Consider the following 20,504-nt stretch of genomic DNA (forward strand, 5'->3'; position numbering starts at 1 on the left):
AAATAAAACTTGGTGTGAAAATTGTAATAACCCTAGTTAAGTACTGCAATATAACTAAGGCTAACTATGAATAGTTTTCTTATTGCAGATCCTAAGCTGTGTATTGGATGCGGAACATGTATGGCGGCATGTTCTACGGTGCATAAGTCTAAGGGACTGCAAATAAAACCAAGATTGACGGTAATGCGGCATCTGAGCGCTACGGCGCCTGTAATGTGCCGACATTGCGAAGACGCCCCCTGTGCCACTGTTTGCCCTGTAAAGGCCATTACCCAGGAGGAGGGTAAGGTACTGCTTAATGAGACCATTTGTGTTGGTTGTACCTTGTGTGCAATCGCCTGTCCGTTCGGGGCTATCTCTCTTGATGGCAGTAGGCCGATTGCGATGGCTAATTCCTACGATGTTTACATTCCATCTGATATCCATTCCAGTAACCCATCGACGTCGACACCAAGCTGCTTTGGTAAAGATATTTTGGCTTGGGAACCTGGTGTTAAGAGCATCGCCATTAAGTGCGATCTTTGTCATAACCAGCCAGATGGACCTGCGTGTGTTGCTGCATGTCCGACTCAGGCTATTTTCCTTGCGAAAGAGAGTTCACTTGAAAACGTTTCGCAGCAGAAACGTCAGCAAGCCGCAACGAGCGCCGCTCAAGTTAACCTCTCTTCAACTGGCATGGGGGGGCAGGAATTATGATGTCACTCGATTTTCTACTCTTAGCTATCTTGCTTTATGTTGCAGCGGCAGTCTCTTCGCTGCTCTGCTATAAGCAGGAGTCTTTAGCGATAAAACTCTCAGGTGGATTAGGTGCGCTGGCAGGTCTTGCAGGCCTTGCATCTGCACTGCCTATTTTGCTTTCAGGCGAGGTGATTGTTAAACAGATCTATAGCCCATTTAATTTCTCAGACTTTATTATTCGCTTGGATGGTCTGTCTGCATTTATGCTACTGGTGATCTCACTGCTTGTCGTTGCTACCGCTATTTACTCCCTCTCCTATATGAAGGAGTACCTGGGTAAAGGCGCTTGGGCGATGGGCTTCTTTATGAATACCTTTATCGCATCAATGGTAGCTCTTGTTGTGTGTGATAACGCTTTCTACTTCATCGTTTTCTTCGAGATGATGTCACTGGCGTCCTACTTTCTGGTTATCTCAGAGCAAAATGAGAAAGCCGTTAAAGCGGGTCTGCAGTACTTTCTGATTGCCCACGCAGGCTCAGTGCTCATCATGATAGCGTTTTACATCCTCTATCGTGAAACCGGCAGCCTTAACTTTGCCGACTTTGCCAATGCTGAGTTAACAAGCTACCAAGCCTCGACCGTGTTCCTGTTAGCCTTCTTCGGTTTTGGTGCTAAAGCGGGTGTGATCACGCTTCATGGTTGGTTACCTCAGGCTCACCCTGCAGCGCCATCACATGCATCGGCATTGATGTCTGGTGTGATGGTCAAGATTGGTGTCTTCGGTATCATCAAGGTCAGTATCGATTTCCTCGGCGCTGAAATAGCCTGGTGGGGATATCTGGTACTCGCCTTTGGTTGTGTCTCATCGGTACTGGGCGTGCTTTATGCCTTAGCTGAGCATGATATTAAGCGTTTGCTGGCTTACCACACAGTAGAAAATGTCGGCATTATCTTAATCGGTGTAGGCATCGCCATGATAGGTATGGCTAATGAGATGCCCGTACTGGCTACTTTAGGCATGCTAGGCGCGCTTTATCATCTACTTAACCACGCCGTTTTCAAAGGCTTACTCTTCCTAGGAGCGGGCTCAGTTATCTACCGTATCCATACTAAAGATATGGAGAAGATGGGTGGACTGGCAAAACTGATGCCTCTGACGGCTATCGCTTTCCTTATCGGCACTATGGCTATCTCGGCGTTACCGCCACTCAACGGCTTTGTGAGTGAGTGGTTCATCTATCAGTCACTGCTGGCGATGAGCAAAGAGGGCGGCATGGCGATGCAAGTTGCGGCGCCGATTGCTGTGGTGATGTTGGCGATAACGGGTGCGCTTGCCTGTATGTGTTTCGTGAAGGTATTCGGGATCTGCTTTACCGGTGCGGCGCGAAGTGAGCAAGCTACCAAGGCAACTGAAGTGCCTATGACCATGATTTTTGGCACTGCAAGCCTTGCCATTCTTTGTATTGTGTTAGGTATCGGTGCGCCTTGGGTTGCGCCTATCATCTCTGGCATTGCATCGGCTTTAGTCGATGCACAACCAGTTACCGTCACCCAGGGAATAGCACTTATTCCGAGTGAGCCGACGCAAGCTATTCTCTCCACGCCAGTCATCGCGTTCACACTGCTTGCACTCTTGATTGTGCCAGTGGCGATTTTGGCACTCTTCAAAGGTCCCAAAATGCCATCACGTAATGGGGGCGACCCGTGGGCATGTGGTTATGGCTACGAGGAGAAGATGTCTGTTTCTGCAGGCGGCTTTACTCAGCCTCTTCGCTCAATGTTCGCACCGCTCTACACCATGAGAAAACGACTAGACCCAGCACCACTGCTGGCAAAGTCTTTAGCGGCAACGGCCAATGGGGCAGCTTGGTTGGAACCTCAGCTTGATAACAAGGTGATCTTACCGATTGTGCGTTTTGTTAAGTGGATAGGTAAATCTATTCAGTGGTTTCAGTACGGTGATTTTAGAGCCTACTGTCTTTACATAGTTGTAGCGCTACTGGTGCTGCTGTTTATCCCCATTAATTTAGGAGTAAGCTGATGCAAGGGCTTGAAATGCCAAGTCCTGAATGGATCGCTTTAGCTGTCGTTCAGGCATTAATAATGGTTTGTCTCGCTCCCTTGGCCACAGGTTTTACACGAGTGTTGCGTGCAAAAATGCACTCTCGTAAAGGTCCAGGGGTGCTGCAGGATTACCGCGATATTCGCAAACTATTGCGTCGCCAGGAGGTTGCGCCTAACCCATCGGGGATCATCTTTAAGGTGATGCCGATGATCTTAATGTCCAGCATCTTACTTGTTGCTATGGCATTACCAACAGTAACGAACTACTCACCTTTCCCCATCGCGGGCGATGTGATCACTGATATCTATCTGTTTGCTATTTTCCGCTTCTTCTTTGCCCTGTCAGGCTTAGATTCCGGCAGCGTTTATGCCGGTGTAGGTTCGGGTCGAGAGTTGACCTTAGGTGTGTTAGTTGAGCCTATCTTGATGCTCTCTATCTTCACCATGGCACTCATGGCGGGCACCTTCGACTTAGGCTATATCAGTACCTATATGGCCACCGAAACTTGGGCCGTTCCTGGCGCCGTACTGTTAGCAGGTGCAGCGTGTGCTTTTGCGGTATTTATCGAAATGGGCAAACTTCCCTTCGATAGCGCAGAAGCGGAGCAGGAGCTACAAGAAGGTCCTATCACTGAGTATTCAGGTGCTGGACTTGCCATGGTGAAATTAGCATTAGGACTCAAGCAGCTAGTCGTAGCTCAGTTGTTCCTCGCTATCTTCGTGCCGTTCGGTAAAGCCGCTGAGTTGACGCTCGCTGCACTATCTGTTGCCGCCGTGATCCTGTTTATCAAGCTGTTTGTGGTCTTCTTGATCGCAGGTGTGATTGAAAACAGTGTTGCTCGTACGCGTTTCTTAAAGACGCATCATCTCACTTGGGTAGGATTCGGCATCGCTGTGCTTGGCTTTGTCTTCTACTTGATTGGTCTATAAGGAGCGAAAATAGCTATGTTAGAAACTATTGCTCTACTCACGATTATCTCTCCCTTTATCGGGGCGATAATCACACTGCTTGTACCTAAAGAGGCGGCTAAATGGGTGTGTCAGCTATTTGCTGGTATCGCATCATTTGGCGCTATCGCACTGGCAGTTGCTTTTTTTAACGGTACTGAACCGACTGTCACTTACTCACTATTGTCGATTGGTCAGATTGAGATATTTGGTCTTACCGTAGATAAAGTCAGTACGCTGATCACGGTTGCTGTTGTTGTGCTTGGTTTCCTCGTGAGTATGTACTCACTTGGGTATATGACAGATGGTAACCGAGAGCACCCTCATACGGGCCAACCTAGGTACTATGCCTTCTTGCTGATCTTTATCGGTGCGATGGCAGGTTTGGTACTTTCATCGACTATTTTAGGTCAGCTGTTCTTCTTCGAAGTCACAGGCGCCTGTTCATGGTCGTTAATTGGCTACTACCAATCGCCTAAATCACTTAAATCTGCGCTTAAAGCACTGCTAGTGACGCATGTTGCCTCTATCGGCTTGTTTATCGCAGCGGCTTATCTTTTCAAAGAGACGGGGACTTTTGCGGTAACAGCTATCGCCGGGCTCGATGATAATACTAAGACCATAGTGTTCTTAGGGGTGCTGTTTGCTGCTTGGGGTAAGTCGGCGCAACTGCCATTGCATGTTTGGCTGCCCGATGCGATGAGCGCACCGACACCGGTCAGCGCCTATTTACATGCGGCTTCAATGGTCAAAGTGGGAGTCTATATCTTCGCCAGAGCCATCATGTCTGGTGGTGACATACCTGAGATTATAGGTGTGATTGGTGTCGTTGGCGCCACAATCACCTTGATCTATGGCTTCGTTATGTATCTGCCTCAAAAAGATTTGAAGCGACTACTTGCCTACTCAACCATCACTCAATTGTCCTATATCTTCTTGGCGTTGTCCTTGTCGATATTTGGCTCTCAAATGGCACTCGATGGCGGTATTGCCTACATCTTTAACCATGCATTTGCTAAGAGTTTGTTCTTCTTAGTGGCTGGTGCGCTGAGTTATAGCGTCGGTACCCGCATGCTGCCACAACTAAAGGGGATCGTAAAAACATCACCATTATTGGCTGTGGGTTTCTGTGTCGCGGCATTGGCTATTACCGGTGTCCCCCCTTTCAACGGTTTCTTCAGTAAGTTCCCGATATTTGCTGCAGGTTTTGAGCTGACCTCGACACATAGTTGGTTAATGCCGGTCATGATTTTGGCATTGATTGAGTCTGTGGCGAGCTTCGGTTGGATCTTGTACTGGTTCGGTAAGTCTGTGGTTGGTGAGCCTTCTGATGTGGTTGCTAAGGCTAAACCTATCCCTGCATCTATGAAGATAGTCTTGGTAATTTTAATCATCATGTCGCTCTGCTCAAGCTTTATCGCAGCTAACTGGCTCGTTTAATGGGTGAATTAAGGGAGTATTTATGAATTCAGATATTTTAATAAACAACTTAGCGGGGCTACTGATCATCACCTCTGTGATGGTGATTGGCACCCGTAAAGCCAAATCGGCGGCATTGCTCTACTCGTTGCAATCCTTTGTGCTGGTGTTGACCTTTGTTGCGATAGCAAAATCGGTTGATGCAACCGAGCTTTACCATTGGTCAATCACAGCGTTCATCACCAAGGTGATAGCGCTTCCGGCACTGCTCTATTACGCCTTTAGTAAGATGAGCGATCCTCAAGCGGATCGTCCGGTAGTTCACTTTGGCTGGCTTATCCCCATTGCTGGCGTGATCACAGTGGCCAGTTTTCTTGCCGTTGAGAGTGTGCAGTTGCCATTGGTGGAGCATTTAAAGCCGGCATTGGCTGTTTCGCTGAGTCACTTCTTCTTAGGACTGTTATGCATTGTTAGCCAGCGCAATATTCTTAAGCAGTTGTTTGGTTACTGCTTAATGGAGAACGGCTCATCACTGACCTTGGCATTGCTGGCAAATAAAGCGCCTGGTCTTGTAGAAATAGGGATCACAACCGATGCCGTATTCGCCGTGCTGTTTATGGTGATTTTGGCTCGTCAAATCTACTTTAAGTTGAACACACTCGATGTGAATCAACTGACTTCATTAAAGGGGTGATAACAGATGTCTCCTACTGAAATTTTGCTGCTACTTATGGTGGTACCATTTGTTGCAGCGATAGTCTCATTCTTGGCAATACGAGGTGGCGAGGGGGTTAGGAAGCTCGCCATAGGTTGTCATGCACTCTCAATGCTGTTGATTGTCATTCTAGCAATCACCGTAGCTGGGTCGGTATTTGTCGATGGACCGATACATGCCTTCAATAACTGGATCTATCTTGATGGACTCTCAGCGCTGTTTCTTGCTGTATTAGGTGTAGTCTCATTTCTAACTGGGATGTACTCCATTGGCTACATTGGCCATGAGTACGAACATGGTGAGTTATCAGGGACTAAAGTCGCTTTGTACTACGGTTTATTCAACCTGTTTATCGCGACAATGATTTTGGCTGTCACCGCTAATAACGTGATCATGATGTGGGTAGCCATTGAAGCGACAACCATATGTTCGGTGTTTTTAGTCGGACTCTACGGTCAGCGCTCATCACTTGAAGCGGCCTGGAAGTACATTATCATCTGTACAGTGGGTCTAGCATTTGGTCTGTTTGGTTCTATCTTGACATACTCTAATGCGGCCGCTGTTTTTGCCGACCCTGCTAACGCAATATTCTGGACGGATATTCATCAAAATGCTAAGGCGCTCGATCCCACTTTAGTGCACATCTCCTTCATCTTCATCTTGATTGGTTTTGGCACCAAGGTCGGTTTGTTTCCAATGCATGCTTGGCTGCCAGATGCTCACTCTGAGGCACCAAGTCCTGTTAGTGCACTGCTTTCGGCAGGCCTATTGAACTGTGCGCTGCTGGTGATACTGCGTTATTACATGATCACAGTGAAATCGATAGGTCCTGACTTTCCTCAAACCTTGATGTTGGTATTTGGCTTCATGTCGGTCGCTGTCTCGGCGTTCTTCATCATCACTCAGCATGATATTAAACGTAAATTGGCCTACCACAGCGTTGAAAATATGGGGCTTATCACCCTTGCTATCGCATTGGGTCCGCTTGGGGTTATTGCTGGGCTTATGCATGTGATCAACCACAGCTTGGCTAAGACACTGATGTTCTGTGGTGCGGGTAATATCTTACTTAAGTATGGAACTCGCGATATTACGGTGGTGAAAGGGATCTTAAAAGTGGCACCTATGACAGGTATTTTGGTCGCCATCGGTGCGCTTGCGTTGGGCGGTGTACCGCCATTTAGCATGTTTGTGAGTGAGTTCTTAATGGTCACTGCGGCAATTGGTGAAGATATGCCTTTCTTTACTGTGGCGTTGTTATCTCTACTTGCGGTTGTTCTCGGTGGCTTAGCACATATGGTTGCATGTTGTGTGATGGGTGATAAGCCCGCAGAAGTTGAGAAGGGGGAACTTGGTTTCATGACGATTGCCCCTATGGTCGTACTCGTCGGGCTTATTGTCATTATGGGCACATTGATCCCAACCCAGGTCCTGCACGGCATCGACCGCGCCGCATTAGTGTTACTCGATAGTGATGAGCCGACAGTGCTCAATTTGCTCAACTTACCAGCAGTCTCTCAGTCCACCGAAGTGTTGGTTCCTAACCCAACTCTAGCGCAGAAATAAGCGAGGAATCTTGTGGAAATGAATACATTAAATCTAAAGAACGCTCAGCAACATAGTCGGCAACAGGCGAAAGCGCAACCAGGCCAAAAGGGCTTAGGTTATGTCGCCGGTGTTCGTCAACTCTTCCCGTCAGCCATTATTGATGAGGAGTGGCAGACAGATAACCAGGTGACCATTACCGTTAAGCCTACCGCGCTTATCGATGTGATGAAGTGGCTCTATTACGATCAAGGGGGCTGGCTTGCTGTCACATTTGGTAATGATGAACGCTCACTCCATGGACACTTTGCGGTATATCACTCACTGTCTATGGAGGGCGAGGTTAAGAGCTGGGTAACCGTTAAGGTGTTAGTTGATGCTAACAGCCAAGAGTTTCCCTCTATTACACCATTTATTCCTGCAGCCGTATGGGGAGAGCGTGAAGTTCGAGATATGTATGGCCTTCGCCCCGTCGGACTGCCTGATGATCGCCGCTTAGTACTGCCCGATGATTGGCCAGAAGATCTGCATCCACTGCGTAAAGATTCGATGGATTATCGTCAGCGCCCTATGCCAACGACTGAGAAAGAGAACTACCCGTTTGATAATCAGTTAGGTGATGACTCTAATCGTATTATTCCGGTAGGTCCGCTGCATATCACCTCAGATGAGCCGGGACATTTTCGTTTGTTTGTCGATGGTGAAGACATTGTCGATGCCGATTACCGCATGTTTTATGTGCATCGCGGCATGGAGAAGCTAGCTGAAACCCGTATGGGTTATAACGAAGTGGCTTTTTTAACAGACCGTGTCTGTGGGATCTGTGGCTTTACCCATAGCGTAGGTTACTCAAACAGTGTCGAAAACTCTCTCGGTATTCAGGTGCCAGAGCGGGCACAGATGATCCGTACCGTGTTACTTGAAGTTGAACGCTTGCACAGTCATATGCTCAACATCGGCCTGTCTAGTCACTTCGTGGGTTTCGATACCGGCTTTATGCAGTTCTTCCGCGTGCGTGAAAAGACCATGGCGTTGGCTGAGCTATTGACCGGTGCCCGTAAGACTTACGGTCTGAACCTTATTGGTGGTGTCAGACGCGATATCCTCGGCCCACATCGCTCCCAAGGAATTAAGCTGGTGCGTGAAGTGCGCCAAGAGTTTGCCGAGCTGGTGGATTTTCTACTGGCGACGCCAAATATTGAAAGTCGAATTTCAGGCGTGGGAATCCTAGCGAAAGATATCGCCAGAGATTTCAGTGCAGTGGGACCTCTTATTCGTGGTAGTGGTTTTAAGCGTGATGCACGAATTATCCATGGTCAGTCTCTTGAAGCCTACTCAAAGATGCCGATGGAGCTACAAACCGTTGACTCTGGAGATGTCCAAGCTCGTGTTTTAGTCCGTATACGTGAGGTGTTTGACTCATTGAATATGGTTGAGTGGGGGCTAGATAACCTCGCGGGCGGCAAGCTGCTCGTCGAAGGGTTTGACTATCAACCTAACAAGTTTGCGCTTGGCTTCACCGAGGCGCCTCGTGGTGAGAACGTTCACTGGAGTATGACAGGGGATAACCAAAAACTCTTCCGCTGGCGTTGCCGCGCGGCGACATATGCGAACTGGCCCGTACTGCGCTACATGCTTAGGGGCAACACAGTGTCAGATGCACCATTAATCATCGGTAGCCTTGACCCATGTTACTCCTGTACTGACCGCGTGACCGTTGTCGATAGACGTAAGAACAAGAGTAAGACCTTTACGTATAAAGAGTTCGAACGTTATGGCATTGAGCGTAAAAACTCACCACTGAAGTAGGGGAATAGCATGTTTAAATTGTTAAAGACGATTGCTAAGGCGGGGGAGTCTACCACTAAGTACCCGTTCGCCCCGCTAGAGGTGCCTGAAGATTTTAGAGGTAAGCCGGAGTATCAGCCTGAGCAGTGTATTGCTTGTGCGGCATGTACTCGGGCATGTCCTGCGAATGCCTTGATTATGGAGACCAATGAGCAAACTGGCGTAAGACGCTGGCAGCTCTCTTTAGCGCGCTGCATCTATTGCGGCCGCTGTGAAGAGGTCTGTCCAACGGGGGCGATAAAGCTCTCACCCGAGTTTGAGCTTGCGGTCACGAATAAAGCCGATCTTTATCAGCAGGCTGAGTTTTCACTGTGTCTTTGTCAGGCTTGCGATCAAGCTTTTGCACCTAAAAAAGCGGTGCAATATGCACTCGACCTGCTCATTCAAGATGGTTTAGATGAGAGTCAGGTTGAGCTCAGAGCGAAGCAGCTCAATACATGTCCAGAATGTCGCCGCAAGCAGAATATGCTTGAGGGGGACGGCATACTTCAAGGTCACTCATTAACTCAGGAGTCTACTGATGAGAGGAATTAAGCCACTAATCGGCAATGATCATACTCAAGCCATCCCTTTGGTCGTTGATGAGCATATCGCCAAGTTAAAGGGCACCTTGCTGCAGGACATTAAGCGTTCAGCCTATGTGTATCGCGTCGATTGCGGTGGCTGTAACGCCTGTGAGATTGAGATCTTTGCCGCCATTACCCCGGTATTTGATGCCGAACGCTTTGGGATCAAGGTGGTGGCATCTCCTCGCCATGCCGATATTTTACTCTATACCGGTGCGGTGACTCGTTCAATGAGAATGCCAGCGCTCAGGGCATTCGATGCCGCGCCAGATCCTAAAATTGTCATCTCTTATGGTGCCTGTGGCAACGATGGGGGAATCTTCCATGATCTGTATTGTGTCTGGGGGGGGACGGACAAAATCTTACCTGTTGATGTGTATATTCCTGGTTGTCCACCGACACCTGCAGCCACCATCTATGGCTTTGCTGTTGCGTTAGGTCTACTCGATCAAAAGCTAAAAGCTAAGCATCACATCGAAGGCGAGAAAGAGGTTGCCACACTCAAGCACACCGGCATTCCACTGGAACTGAGGATTTTGATAGAGCGTGAAGCCCGTCGCTTTGCCGGATATCGTCATGGGCAGATGATCGCCGATGAGTTTATGGCCATCTTGGTCGATGCCAAGCCTGACAATGTCGATGCCAAGATAAAAGCTTATCTCGATAAGCGCGGCGATCCTCGCTTGAATGAGATTATCACCAACTTAAATGCCGCAGTGCTTGAGCGTTTAGACCAGGATCAGCCTGACAAGCTTGCTGTTAATCAGGAATGCGCTGAGTTGGAGGGGTAATTATGTCTATGAAATCAGTGTCAGTTGAATCAATGTCAACTAAGTCAGTGCCGGACAAGCCAAAGATACCAGATATGGCAACGATGTCTGACAAAGTGATGTTTTATTCGCTCAATAGAAAATTTGTTGATGAGAAAGATGATGTTCCCGAGGAGGCCAAAGAGATCATTTATTACGGCTTAGCCATTGGGCATCACCTTGGAATTGTCGACTGTCTCAAAGTGGTTGTCAGCTGTAGTCGTCAAGCTTATCAAGAGTGGCTCGAGTATCTTCCTGAGGGGAGCGTTGCAAGACAGAAGATGGAGGGCTTCTTTACCTTTGGGGAGATCACTATATTTCCTGAGCATATCCATATGTTAGCAAATGCCTTTCAGGCTGTTATTGCTGAGCAAACACCTGAGTTTAAAACCCTTAGTGAGTCCTTTATTACCGCGCTTGGCGCTCTGCATAGAGAGCCAGATGTTTACATCATGGTGAGGGGCCGCTAATGAAGGTTCAACAAATAATTTCAAACAATTTAAAGAGAGGAGAGTAGTCATGGCGACTAACGTACTTTTAGCGGTAGGCAATAGCATGATGGGCGATGATGGTGCTGGCCCTCTTCTCGCTGAGATGATGTCAAAACACCCGATTGATGACTGGGAGGTTGTTGATGGTGGCAGTGCCCCAGAGAACTGCGTTCATCAGATCCGTCAGCTACAACCAGAGCGGGTGATCGTTTTTGATGCAGCAGAGATAGGTGAGAAGGCGGGAGAGATCAGGGTCATTGATCCAGATTCGATAGCTGACATGTTTATCATGTCGACCCACAGTTTGCCGCTCAATTTTCTAATAGATGACTTAAAGACCTTTATACCGGAAGTGCTGTTTGTTGGCGTACAACCTGCGATTGTCGCATTTTCATTCCCTATGACTGAGATGGTAGAGGAAGCGGTATCACATCTCTATAAGCAGTTACCTAATTGGCAAGGTAATGGCGGCTTTGCTGTGATCTAGCTGTTTTGTTAACTGGATATCTGGTTGATGATGCTGTTAGCTTTCTAAATCAGCATTTGTCAATTAAGCCTGGCAAGGTTATGGAGTTTTGCCGTGATCTAGCTGTTCAGTTAACTGAAGTTGGTGATGACGAACATGAATATCCCCCGTCGTCACTTTTGCTGTCATTGATGTCGACATCGACATCAATGATATAAGTAACAGATGAGGCTATTGAGTTTGTTAGTTGTAACTAATTGATAATAGTCGACTAAAAAACAAAGTTTGCGTGGCGTAACAACTGGTACAGATAATGCTTTAACTAGATGTCAGCGATGTTGTCGTTAAGCCTACTTAAGTTCATTAGGCTCGAATTCGAAAATGATCGATTGAAGAGGACTAAGTTATGAATCGGTTTGTATTTGCAGACCCCAATCTGTGTATCGGATGTAGGACATGCGAAGTGGCCTGTGTGCTGTCCCATCAGGATGATAGCCGCATAGCTGCATTCGATCCCACACGCTTCTACCCACGATTGACTCTGGTAAGAAACGGACAGGTGACGACGCCAATTATGTGCCGGCAGTGTGAGGACGCTCCTTGTGAGCAGGTTTGTCCTAACAATGCTATCTATCGTGAAGGTGGTCAGGTGCATGTGATCCAAGAGCGATGCATAGGGTGTAAGACCTGTGCAGTAGCTTGCCCATATGGGGCGATGAATGTGGTTGCGTTTCCGGTTGAACAGAAACCATCATCTGCACTTTTTGCAATGAATAAGATAAAAGCTCAGGCACTAAAGTGTGATCTTTGCGATCATCGAGCGCAGGGCCCTGCATGTGTAGAGGTCTGTCCAACGAACGCTTTGAGAGTCATAGAGCCAGAGGATATGACTAAGCTCAATCAACAGAAACGTCAAGAGGCTGCAGTTGCTGCATTAGCCGGCGTTCCTATGTAAATATTTTCTTTAACAGTGAGAGTGTAGCGATGAAGAAAACAATAACAGTATGTCCGTACTGCGGTACCGGATGTAAGCTAAATTTAATTACCGAAAATGGTAAATTAGTCGGTGCAGAGCCTGCCGATGGCCGTACTAATCAGGGCGATCTTTGTCTCAAGGGTTACTATGGTTGGGATTTTTTAAACGACACAAACCTGCTGACGCCACGGCTTAAGCATCCGATGATCAGACGGACTAAAGAGTCACAATTAGAAATCGTCTCATGGGATGAAGCCATAAAGTTTGCGGCAGACAAGTTATCCAGTATTAAAAAACGTTTCGGTCCAGATACCATTATGACAACGGGTTCAGCCCGAGGACCAGGAAATGAAGCCAACTATGTGATGCAGAAGTTTGCCCGTGCCGTTATCGGCACAAACAATGTCGACCACTGTGCTAGGGTGTGACACGCCCCTTCAGTTGCCGGTCTGGTAACAACAGTTGGAAACGGTGCAATGAGTAATTCCATCACCGAGATACAAGATACAAAATGTTTATTTGTGTTTGGCTACAACGCAGCGGACTCACATCCCATCGTAGCGAAACATATTCTTAAGGCGAAAGCCAATGGCGCTAAAGTGATTGTGTGTGATCCACGCATGGTTGAAACTGCCAGAATTGCCGATCAGTGGTTACCACTGAAAAATGGATCCAATATGGCTCTGATTAATGCATTTGCCAATGTGTTGATTGAAGAGGGGCTGTATGACTCTGAATTTGTAGCACTGCATGCTGACAACTTCGAAGAGTATTGCGAGACCATTAAGAAGTATACCCCAGAGTATGTAGAAACCATTACAGGCTTAAAAGCCGAAGAAATTCGTTTGGCGATCCGTACCTATGCTAATGCATCTGAGTCGATGATCTTATGGGGTATGGGTGTTACGCAATATGGTCAAGCAGTCGATGTGGTTAAAGGCCTTGCAAGTCTAGCTGTTATGACGGGGAACTTTGGTCGCCGTGGCGTGGGCGTAGGCCCAGTGCGGGGGCAGAATAATGTTCAGGGTACCTGTGATATGGGCATGTTGCCTAATGTCTATCCTGGCTACCAAAATGTAGATGATGATGAGGTTAGAGCCAAGTTTGAACAAGCGTGGGGAGTGCCGTTATCGTCCAAACCTGGTTATACTTTAACGACGCTTGGTCACAGGGTAAAAGATGGCACTTGTAAGGCCTACTATATCTTTGGTGAAGATCCTGCGCAGACTGAGGCCGATCTGGCTCATTTGCGTAAGACCATCAAGGGGATGGAGCTGGTTATTGTGCAAGATATCTTTATGACACAGACCGCCGAGATGGCCGATGTGATATTCCCTGCAACCAGTTGGGGTGAACATGAGTGTGTCTATTCGAGTGCCGACCGTGGATTCCAGCGCAGTTACCCGGCGATAAATCCTCCAGAAAATGTTAAGCATGATTGGGAGATTTTCTGCTTAATGGCGACGGCAATGGGCTACCCTATGTCTTATCAAAATACTGAAGAGATTTGGGATGAAGTGAGAAGTATTGCGCCGTTATTTGCGGGTGCAACATACGAGAAAATGGAGGGACTGAAAACGGTGCAGTGGCCTTGTCCAACGGTGGATCACCCTGGTACCTCTTTCTTGTTCGAGGGGGCAAAGTTTACTACGCCAAATGGAAGAGCCCAGTTATTTGCAAGTGAGTGGCGACCCCCATTAGAGCAACCGGATGAAGAGTATCCGCTGGTTTTGTCGACTGTGCGAGAAGTTGGGCATTACTCTTGTCGTTCCATGACAGGTAACTGTTCTGCCCTACAGACTTTGGCTGATGAGCCTGGCTATGTGCAGATACACCCAGATGATGCCAGAGCACTAGGGATCCGTGATCAGCAGCTAGTGTGGATATCGTCCCGTCGTGGCAAAGTCATAACCCGGGCTGCGGTCAATGAACGAGTCAATATGGGCGCCGTCTATATGACTTATCAGTGGTGGATTGGTGCTTGTAATGAGCTCACAATCGAGCACTTAGATCCGATATCATTTACGCCTGAATATAAGTATTGTGCGGTTAAGATAGAACTTATTCAGGACCAAAAATGGGCTGAGAATTATGTTCAAACTGAATATAGTGCGCTTAAAGCTAAGTTAAGAAAAACAGCAACAGGAACAGCCTAGTTTAAGATAGATCTCTCGGTATGGTTAGTTATGTGAAGCTATGCCGAGAGTATTTATTCTAAACTTTATATATTGAAAATGTAATAATTGTGAAAAAGTGTAATAGTTTGACTGGCATCACTGTATTCCATTGACGAGTGGGGAGATTACGATCTCTATCACTGTGAAAATAAACTGATTTTATATACTTTATTTAAGCAGTTAACACCAGAATGGGGAAGCGATGTTAAGAATACAGTCTGTACCTTTGATGGAGGAAATTACTGCTGAATGGGATCCAATTTTTTTGGATGTAGCCCAAGAGCTATTATCAGTAAAAAATATTTCATCATTTATTACTCAGTTGAATCATTATGATTTTGAGTTCATACAACTAAAAAATATAAATATTTTAATAAATGATTATCATGATGATAAAAATGTTCTTTTTTATATAGAGCCTGAGTTTCAACGCTGTGAAAAAATATTAATAGGACCCTTTAAGCAAGGGAGAGAGCAGATTGATATATTAGACCGAGAATCATTTTTTTGTGAGTACCCTCGTCTAGAAAATAATAAAATGTACATGAGGTTAGCTTCATACTGTCGCCAACCTCTAATATCAGATAATGGCTTGATTGGTGCTGTTGAGTATCTCAGTGAACGGGTTAATGAATTTGATGATGAGCGGCTAAAAAAACTCAAACAGCTGACAATAATTATCGCCATCTCATTAGAAAATGTGCTTGAGAAGGAGCAATCTCATAGCAAAGTGCTACAACTTCGATGTGAGCGCGAGAGTTCTAAGGTATTAGTCGACATTACCAATGCTGTGATCAGCCAAAGATCGCTTAAAGATCTTTCAAAGACTCTGCATCTACATCTTAAAAAGTATTTCAATATTGAACATCTCAGTTTGATGTCTATTGATGCAAGTTCAGAACAGCTTTTATGTCATGATGTATCAGCAGTTAATAATGTTGATAATATTTATCAAGAAAGAAAAATAAGTTTAATCGATACGCCGGCACAAATGGTGATAAAAAACAGGTCGCCATTATTAATTGGTTTCAATGATCTTATTCGTTATAAAAATAAATATAAGTACTGTGAAGAGATAATAGAGAAAGGATTAAGTTCAGCATGTGTGTTACCCCTTATTTTTCGTGGGCACATGTTAGGCGCGATAAAGTTTTGCCACAGCGATCGAGATTATTTCAATAACTGTGATTTAGAACTGTTAATACAAGTGGCTGCACGCGCGGCAATGGGACTTAATAATTTTCATCTTAATCAGGAAATTTCAGCAGTAACCGAAGCCAGTGAGACCTTAGAGATCGACAGCGATATTAAGGCCAATCAAGCTTTTAGCGAAATCATTTATAAAAGCAGTGCGATGAGTGAAGTGCTTAAAAAGGTTCAGATGGTGGCGCAGAGTGATTGCACCGTATTAATTCTAGGAGAAACGGGCACAGGAAAGGAGCTCATTGCCAAAGCGGTTCATGAATTGAGCCAGCGAAAAAACAATGAGATGGTAAAAATGAATTGTGCCTCGGTGCCAGCAGGCTTGTTTGAGAGCGATCTTTTTGGCCATGAGAAGGGCGCATTTACCGGTGCATTAAGCCAGCGTATTGGCCGTTTTGAGAAAGCAGATAAAGGGAGCTTTTTTCTTGATGAAGTGGGTGATATGCCACTCGAGTTACAACCTAAATTACTTCGAGTATTGCAAGAGAGTGAGTTTGAACGGGTAGGTAAACACCAATTGATCCCTGTTGATGTGAGGCTAATTGCAGCCACCAATTGTGATCTATTCGAGATGGTTAATAATAAGGAGTTTAGGGGAGATCTCTATTACAGGCTAAATGTTTTCCCGATAGTTTTACCGCCATTACGTGAACGAAGAGAAGATATTGCGCTCTTAGCAAAACACTTTGTTAAAGAGATCTCAGCCAAGATGAATAAAAATATCACTAATATCTCCTCGGAAACTCTGAGGCTATTATCGCTCTTGCCTTGGCTGGGCAATATCAGAGAGCTAAGAAATGTGATTGAGCGGGCAGTGATCTTAACCAGTGGCAAGGTGCTTAATTTGCCAGCTAATGAATTAAAAGCCTTGTTGCCGGTTGAAAACTGCAGCAGCTTTAATCCGTTAGAGGAGGAGACTCATTTAGTTTCACCTCAGGAAGTACAAACCGAAGTTGATATTGAAAGAGAACATATCATTCAGATTTTAAAAGAGACTAATGGCATAGTTGCAGGTCCTAAAGGGGCGGCAGTCCGCTTAGGGCTAAAAAGAACGACTTTATTGTCGAGAATGCAACGCTTGGGGATCTCATCGAGAAGTTACGCTAACGTCAGTTAACGCTATCGCCTCTTAATATCTGAACGGTTCATCAATATCGATTTGAACATTTTCACTTATTAAGGGGCTGGATAAGCTATGTTAGCGACGAATGACTCAGAGCAGCAGACTGGAGTGATCAACCCCAACTGCGTACATCAATACCGTAAACATGCAAACTATAAATTAGAGACTGATTTGCTGGTTGTCGAGACACCGATAGCACTCATTTATAACGGCATCTCCCATGTTGTTCTGATGTGCACTAGCGATGATCTGGAGGAGCTCGCTGTGGGGTTCTCATTGACCGAAGGGATTATTGAGCACTATCACGATATTCACGATATTGAGGTGGTTCGTAGCTGTAATGGCATTGAGCTTCATATTGAACTTGCTAATCGTTGTCTGAGCAAGCTTAAAAATCATAGGCGCAATCTGGTAGGCAGAACCGGCTGTGGGATCTGTGGAACTGAGAGCTTGGAACGCTTCGAAAAACCACTGAGCAAGCTAGCGTTTACTCTTAGCTTTCATGTCGAGCATATTGATATTGCCCTAGAGCAACTTAATCAACATCAACAGCTCAATGCATTAACGGGTGCGACTCACGCGGCGGCATATGTCAGTACTTCTGGTGAGTTGTTAGCGATCAGAGAGGATGTGGGGCGTCATATTGCGCTTGATAAGTTAATCGGTTATATCGCCAGCAATAAACTGACTGGCGGCGTCATTTTAGTGACCAGCCGTGCTAGTTATGAGATGGTGCAAAAAACGATCACCGCAGGGGTTGAGGTACTGCTTGCCATCTCCGCCGCAACAGAAATGGCGGTGACACTTGCCAAGGAAAATAATCTAACTCTTATCGGTTTTTGTCGACCAGGTAGAGCCAATATTTACAGTCACATTGGCCGTATCGAACATCCTGTTGCTTCACTTGAGCTGGTGACGTAAATCAAACTGTAAAACGGTATTTTAAAACTGGCGCGATAGGGGAGTCGCGCTACTGCTATCCTTAAATAGTGGTTTAGGCATGATTAACCACTATTTTCTGCATACAAATTAAGTGCACGCAGACTGATGGGTAAGCTTTGAACGCAGCTCTGCGCTCAGTTTCAGTCCTCAGAATGCTGAGGCACCACGAGTACATTGCTGCGGATCCGCGATAAAATAGACTCAGAGGTATTACCGATAACGTGACCCATTATGCCTTGTCTCTGGCGAGCTCCCATGACTAAATATTGCGCCTTTAATCGGCAACTTAATTCAAAGAGGCACATGTCTGCGTCTCCAGCGACAATATGTACACTGTCTTTGTCTAAGCCTAACTGATTAAGCTCCTGACTATGTCTTTTATAGGCTTCTTTAATCAAGGTTCGGCTATTCACCAGATCCATATCCCGCAATATTTTAGGCAAGCGGATCACAAAGCCAAGGTGCAGTTCATAACCTGTAGCGGCAGCCAGCTTATTGGCTTGCGTGATGACGGCTTTATTCAGTGCTTGCTTCGCTGCGTTATTACTGCCTAAATCCACTGCCATTAAAATTGTTTTTGCACGATTAAGGGGGTTATTGCTCAGTAACATTAACGGGACTTTTGTATGGCGAATAAGCTGCCAATCCATGGGGAGAAAGTGCGCCGATTCATGAATCGACTTTACTATCATGGCGTATTCATCAGGCTGAGCATATCCGCAGGCATGTTCAAATAAGCTTTTGCACCACATGCTGTTAAAGGGAACATGATTTGCAGCTAAATCACTCAGTTGCTGCTGAATATAGGCAGTATCATCGGCTAATACTTGTGCCCGTACAGCAGCGGCAATGCGGGGATTATAGTATGCATCTCCACTGAATGACTCATAGCTGTAGGCGGCAATTTCGGGGAGTAAATCTAGCTGGTTAGCTAACAGAACGCCTGCTTTTATTGCATCTGTTTGCTGCTGATCCTTCTGTGAAATGATAAATAGTTTTTTCATGGTCATCTCCCTAAATGTGCATAAAATGAACCTAAATTTACCATATCAAATAGCTAAATTTACTCCTTGATCTTCATCATAAAAGCGCTCAATATTCAATCAGCGCTAGCAGTTGTTACGAGGCGAATATGGCGGTAGACCTGTTTATTATCTCGTTATGCTTAATCCTTTTTTGTGGCAAAGTTTTCGGCATTTTATTCGAACGATTAGCAATGCCTGCCGTGGTCGGTGAGATCCTTGCCGGCCTCCTGTTAGGCCCAACCTTGCTTAATCTTGTTGCTCCTCACCCGACCTTAGCGGTTATGGCCGAATTAGGGGTGATCTTACTGCTGTTTTCCATTGGTTGCGAAACATCCATTAAGCGACTCTATCAAGCTGGTGGCCGCGCCGTGAGCGTTGCTGTGTTAGGCATAGTTGTCCCAGCTATTGTGATGGGTTTAACTAGTGCTTACTATCTTACTGATTCGGTATTTACCGCTGTCTATCTAGGTTGTGCATTAACCGCCACTAGCATAGGGATTTCATTACGTGTGCTGGTTCAAGCCAAACAAGGACAAACCACAGTAGGTAACATTATCTTGGGCGCGGCGGTTATCGATGATGTGGTAGGGGTGATATTGCTCAGTGTGCTGTTTAACTTTGCCAGTCATGGTGCACTTGATGTTACCAGCACCTTGTTACTGATAGCTAAAGTGCTGCTGTTTTTGATATTTACCCCCCCATTTGCCCGTGCGCTACTCTACCTAGCTAGAGCACTTAAGCCTGTGAATGACAGCTCTGGCTATGAAGTCATCATCGCGATGATTTTAATCTGTTTTTTTGCTTGGCTGGCCCACCTGTTTGGCGCGCCTGCACTACTGGGCGGTTTCGCCGTTGGTTTAGCGCTTAGCCGGCAATTTATCTCACCCTTTAACCGTTATTTAGTTAACCCCTTCGCCTTTACCCACAAAATGGAGCGGTCGACAAAAGCTTTGGTGGATGTGTTTGCACCAATATTTTTTGTCTATGTCGGTATTAGCTTAGATTTAAGCCAGCTAGATTTCAGTGCTAGTGGGATCTTGATATTGCTGTGGTTATCTCTGTTGGCCATTATCAGTAAACTGGTAGCGGGCTGGCTTGCGGGGGGAAACTGGCAAACCAAACTGGTGGTTGGCAGTGCCATGGTGCCCCGCGGCGAAGTGGGCTTAGTGTTTGCCGAATTAGGCCGCAGAATGGAGATTATCGACAGTAAATTGTTTACCGAGCTTGTGGTTATCATCGCCATCACCACCTTAATCGGTCCACTGCTGTTGAAGTGGAGCTTGAATAAGCATGTTAAGAGTCAGTGAGTGTGAGGCATTTGATGAAGATGAAATTAGGTTTTTTGGATAATCACACTTAGTTTAGTGAGAGCACTGTGCCCTTGCATTGAGACACAGGGTTTTATCGATGATAGGTATCTATCATCGATTATTTACCGTTGGGAACAAACTATAAATCACTTACTAAATCAGTTCCTCAGCACTATTGACGGGTTCATCTTCATCTTT

17 protein-coding genes are annotated in these 20,504 nt (G+C 46.0%); 16 read left to right on the forward strand and 1 reads right to left on the reverse strand.

Features of this window, described 5'->3' with window-relative positions:
• Positions 1–66 precede the first annotated feature (66 nt).
• From FM038_RS08660 to fdhD, 15 genes are all read left to right on the forward strand, one after another.
• Positions 67–696 (forward strand): 4Fe-4S dicluster domain-containing protein, encoded by a 630-nt coding sequence (locus FM038_RS08660; protein ID WP_142872870.1) that lies wholly within the window; start codon positions 67–69, stop codon positions 694–696.
• Positions 696–2,720, forward strand: coding sequence for a hydrogenase 4 subunit B (hyfB, locus tag FM038_RS08665; protein WP_223293028.1), 2,025 nt, complete (start codon positions 696–698; stop codon positions 2,718–2,720). The genes FM038_RS08660 and hyfB overlap by 1 nt, the downstream gene beginning before the upstream one ends.
• Positions 2,720–3,673, forward strand: a complete 954-nt coding sequence (locus FM038_RS08670; RefSeq protein ID WP_142872872.1) for a respiratory chain complex I subunit 1 family protein — start codon at positions 2,720–2,722, stop codon at positions 3,671–3,673. The genes hyfB and FM038_RS08670 overlap by 1 nt, the downstream gene beginning before the upstream one ends.
• 15 nt (positions 3,674–3,688) lie before the next feature.
• Positions 3,689–5,131 (forward strand): hydrogenase 4 subunit D, encoded by a 1,443-nt coding sequence (locus FM038_RS08675; RefSeq protein WP_142872873.1) that lies wholly within the window; start codon positions 3,689–3,691, stop codon positions 5,129–5,131.
• A gap of 22 nt (positions 5,132–5,153) precedes the next feature.
• Positions 5,154–5,804 carry a hydrogenase 4 membrane subunit gene (hyfE, locus tag FM038_RS08680; RefSeq protein ID WP_142872874.1) on the forward strand — a complete coding sequence of 217 codons (651 nt, stop codon included), beginning with the start codon at positions 5,154–5,156 and terminating at the stop codon, positions 5,802–5,804.
• Positions 5,805–5,810: 6 nt separating this feature from the next.
• The gene (locus FM038_RS08685) at positions 5,811–7,391 is read left to right on the forward strand and encodes a hydrogenase 4 subunit F (RefSeq protein ID WP_142872875.1); all 1,581 of its coding nucleotides are present in this window, start codon (positions 5,811–5,813) and stop codon (positions 7,389–7,391) included.
• A gap of 18 nt (positions 7,392–7,409) precedes the next feature.
• Entirely contained in the window at positions 7,410–9,179 is a 1,770-nt protein-coding gene (locus FM038_RS08690) for a hydrogenase large subunit (protein ID WP_142872876.1), read from the forward strand.
• Between the two features lie 9 nt (positions 9,180–9,188).
• Positions 9,189–9,752 carry a hydrogenase 4 subunit H gene (gene hyfH / locus FM038_RS08695; RefSeq protein ID WP_142872877.1) on the forward strand — a complete coding sequence of 188 codons (564 nt, stop codon included), beginning with the start codon at positions 9,189–9,191 and terminating at the stop codon, positions 9,750–9,752.
• Positions 9,739–10,575 (forward strand): NADH-quinone oxidoreductase subunit B family protein, encoded by an 837-nt coding sequence (locus FM038_RS08700; RefSeq protein ID WP_142872878.1) that lies wholly within the window; start codon positions 9,739–9,741, stop codon positions 10,573–10,575. The genes hyfH and FM038_RS08700 overlap by 14 nt, the downstream gene beginning before the upstream one ends.
• A gap of 2 nt (positions 10,576–10,577) precedes the next feature.
• Complete coding sequence (locus FM038_RS08705; protein ID WP_199242735.1) at positions 10,578–11,063, forward strand: formate hydrogenlyase maturation HycH family protein; 486 nt, start codon at positions 10,578–10,580, stop codon at positions 11,061–11,063.
• A gap of 49 nt (positions 11,064–11,112) precedes the next feature.
• Entirely contained in the window at positions 11,113–11,571 is a 459-nt protein-coding gene (gene hycI / locus FM038_RS08710) for a hydrogenase maturation peptidase HycI (RefSeq protein ID WP_142872879.1), read from the forward strand.
• Between the two features lie 385 nt (positions 11,572–11,956).
• Complete coding sequence (locus tag FM038_RS08715; protein ID WP_142872880.1) at positions 11,957–12,505, forward strand: 4Fe-4S binding protein; 549 nt, start codon at positions 11,957–11,959, stop codon at positions 12,503–12,505.
• Positions 12,506–12,534: 29 nt separating this feature from the next.
• Positions 12,535–14,682: a formate dehydrogenase subunit alpha gene (gene fdhF / locus FM038_RS08720; protein WP_142872881.1), complete on the forward strand. Its 2,148-nt coding sequence runs from the start codon at positions 12,535–12,537 to the stop codon at positions 14,680–14,682.
• 223 nt (positions 14,683–14,905) lie between these two features.
• Entirely contained in the window at positions 14,906–17,023 is a 2,118-nt protein-coding gene (locus tag FM038_RS08725) for a sigma 54-interacting transcriptional regulator (RefSeq protein ID WP_142872882.1), read from the forward strand.
• Positions 17,024–17,101: 78 nt separating this feature from the next.
• Positions 17,102–17,950, forward strand: a complete 849-nt coding sequence (fdhD, locus tag FM038_RS08730) for a formate dehydrogenase accessory sulfurtransferase FdhD (RefSeq protein ID WP_195873229.1) — start codon at positions 17,102–17,104, stop codon at positions 17,948–17,950.
• 161 nt (positions 17,951–18,111) lie between these two features.
• Here fdhD and FM038_RS08735 read toward each other — a convergent pair whose 3' ends face one another.
• Positions 18,112–18,975 carry a universal stress protein gene (locus FM038_RS08735; RefSeq protein WP_142870330.1) on the reverse strand — a complete coding sequence of 288 codons (864 nt, stop codon included), beginning with the start codon at positions 18,973–18,975 and terminating at the stop codon, positions 18,112–18,114.
• A gap of 128 nt (positions 18,976–19,103) precedes the next feature.
• Here FM038_RS08735 and FM038_RS08740 point away from each other — a divergent pair, with 128 nt between their 5' ends.
• Positions 19,104–20,303, forward strand: a complete 1,200-nt coding sequence (locus tag FM038_RS08740) for a cation:proton antiporter (RefSeq protein ID WP_142870332.1) — start codon at positions 19,104–19,106, stop codon at positions 20,301–20,303.
• Positions 20,304–20,504 lie beyond the last annotated feature (201 nt).

This window comes from Shewanella eurypsychrophilus (genome assembly GCF_007004545.3).
Taxonomy (GTDB): domain Bacteria; phylum Pseudomonadota; class Gammaproteobacteria; order Enterobacterales; family Shewanellaceae; genus Shewanella; species Shewanella eurypsychrophilus.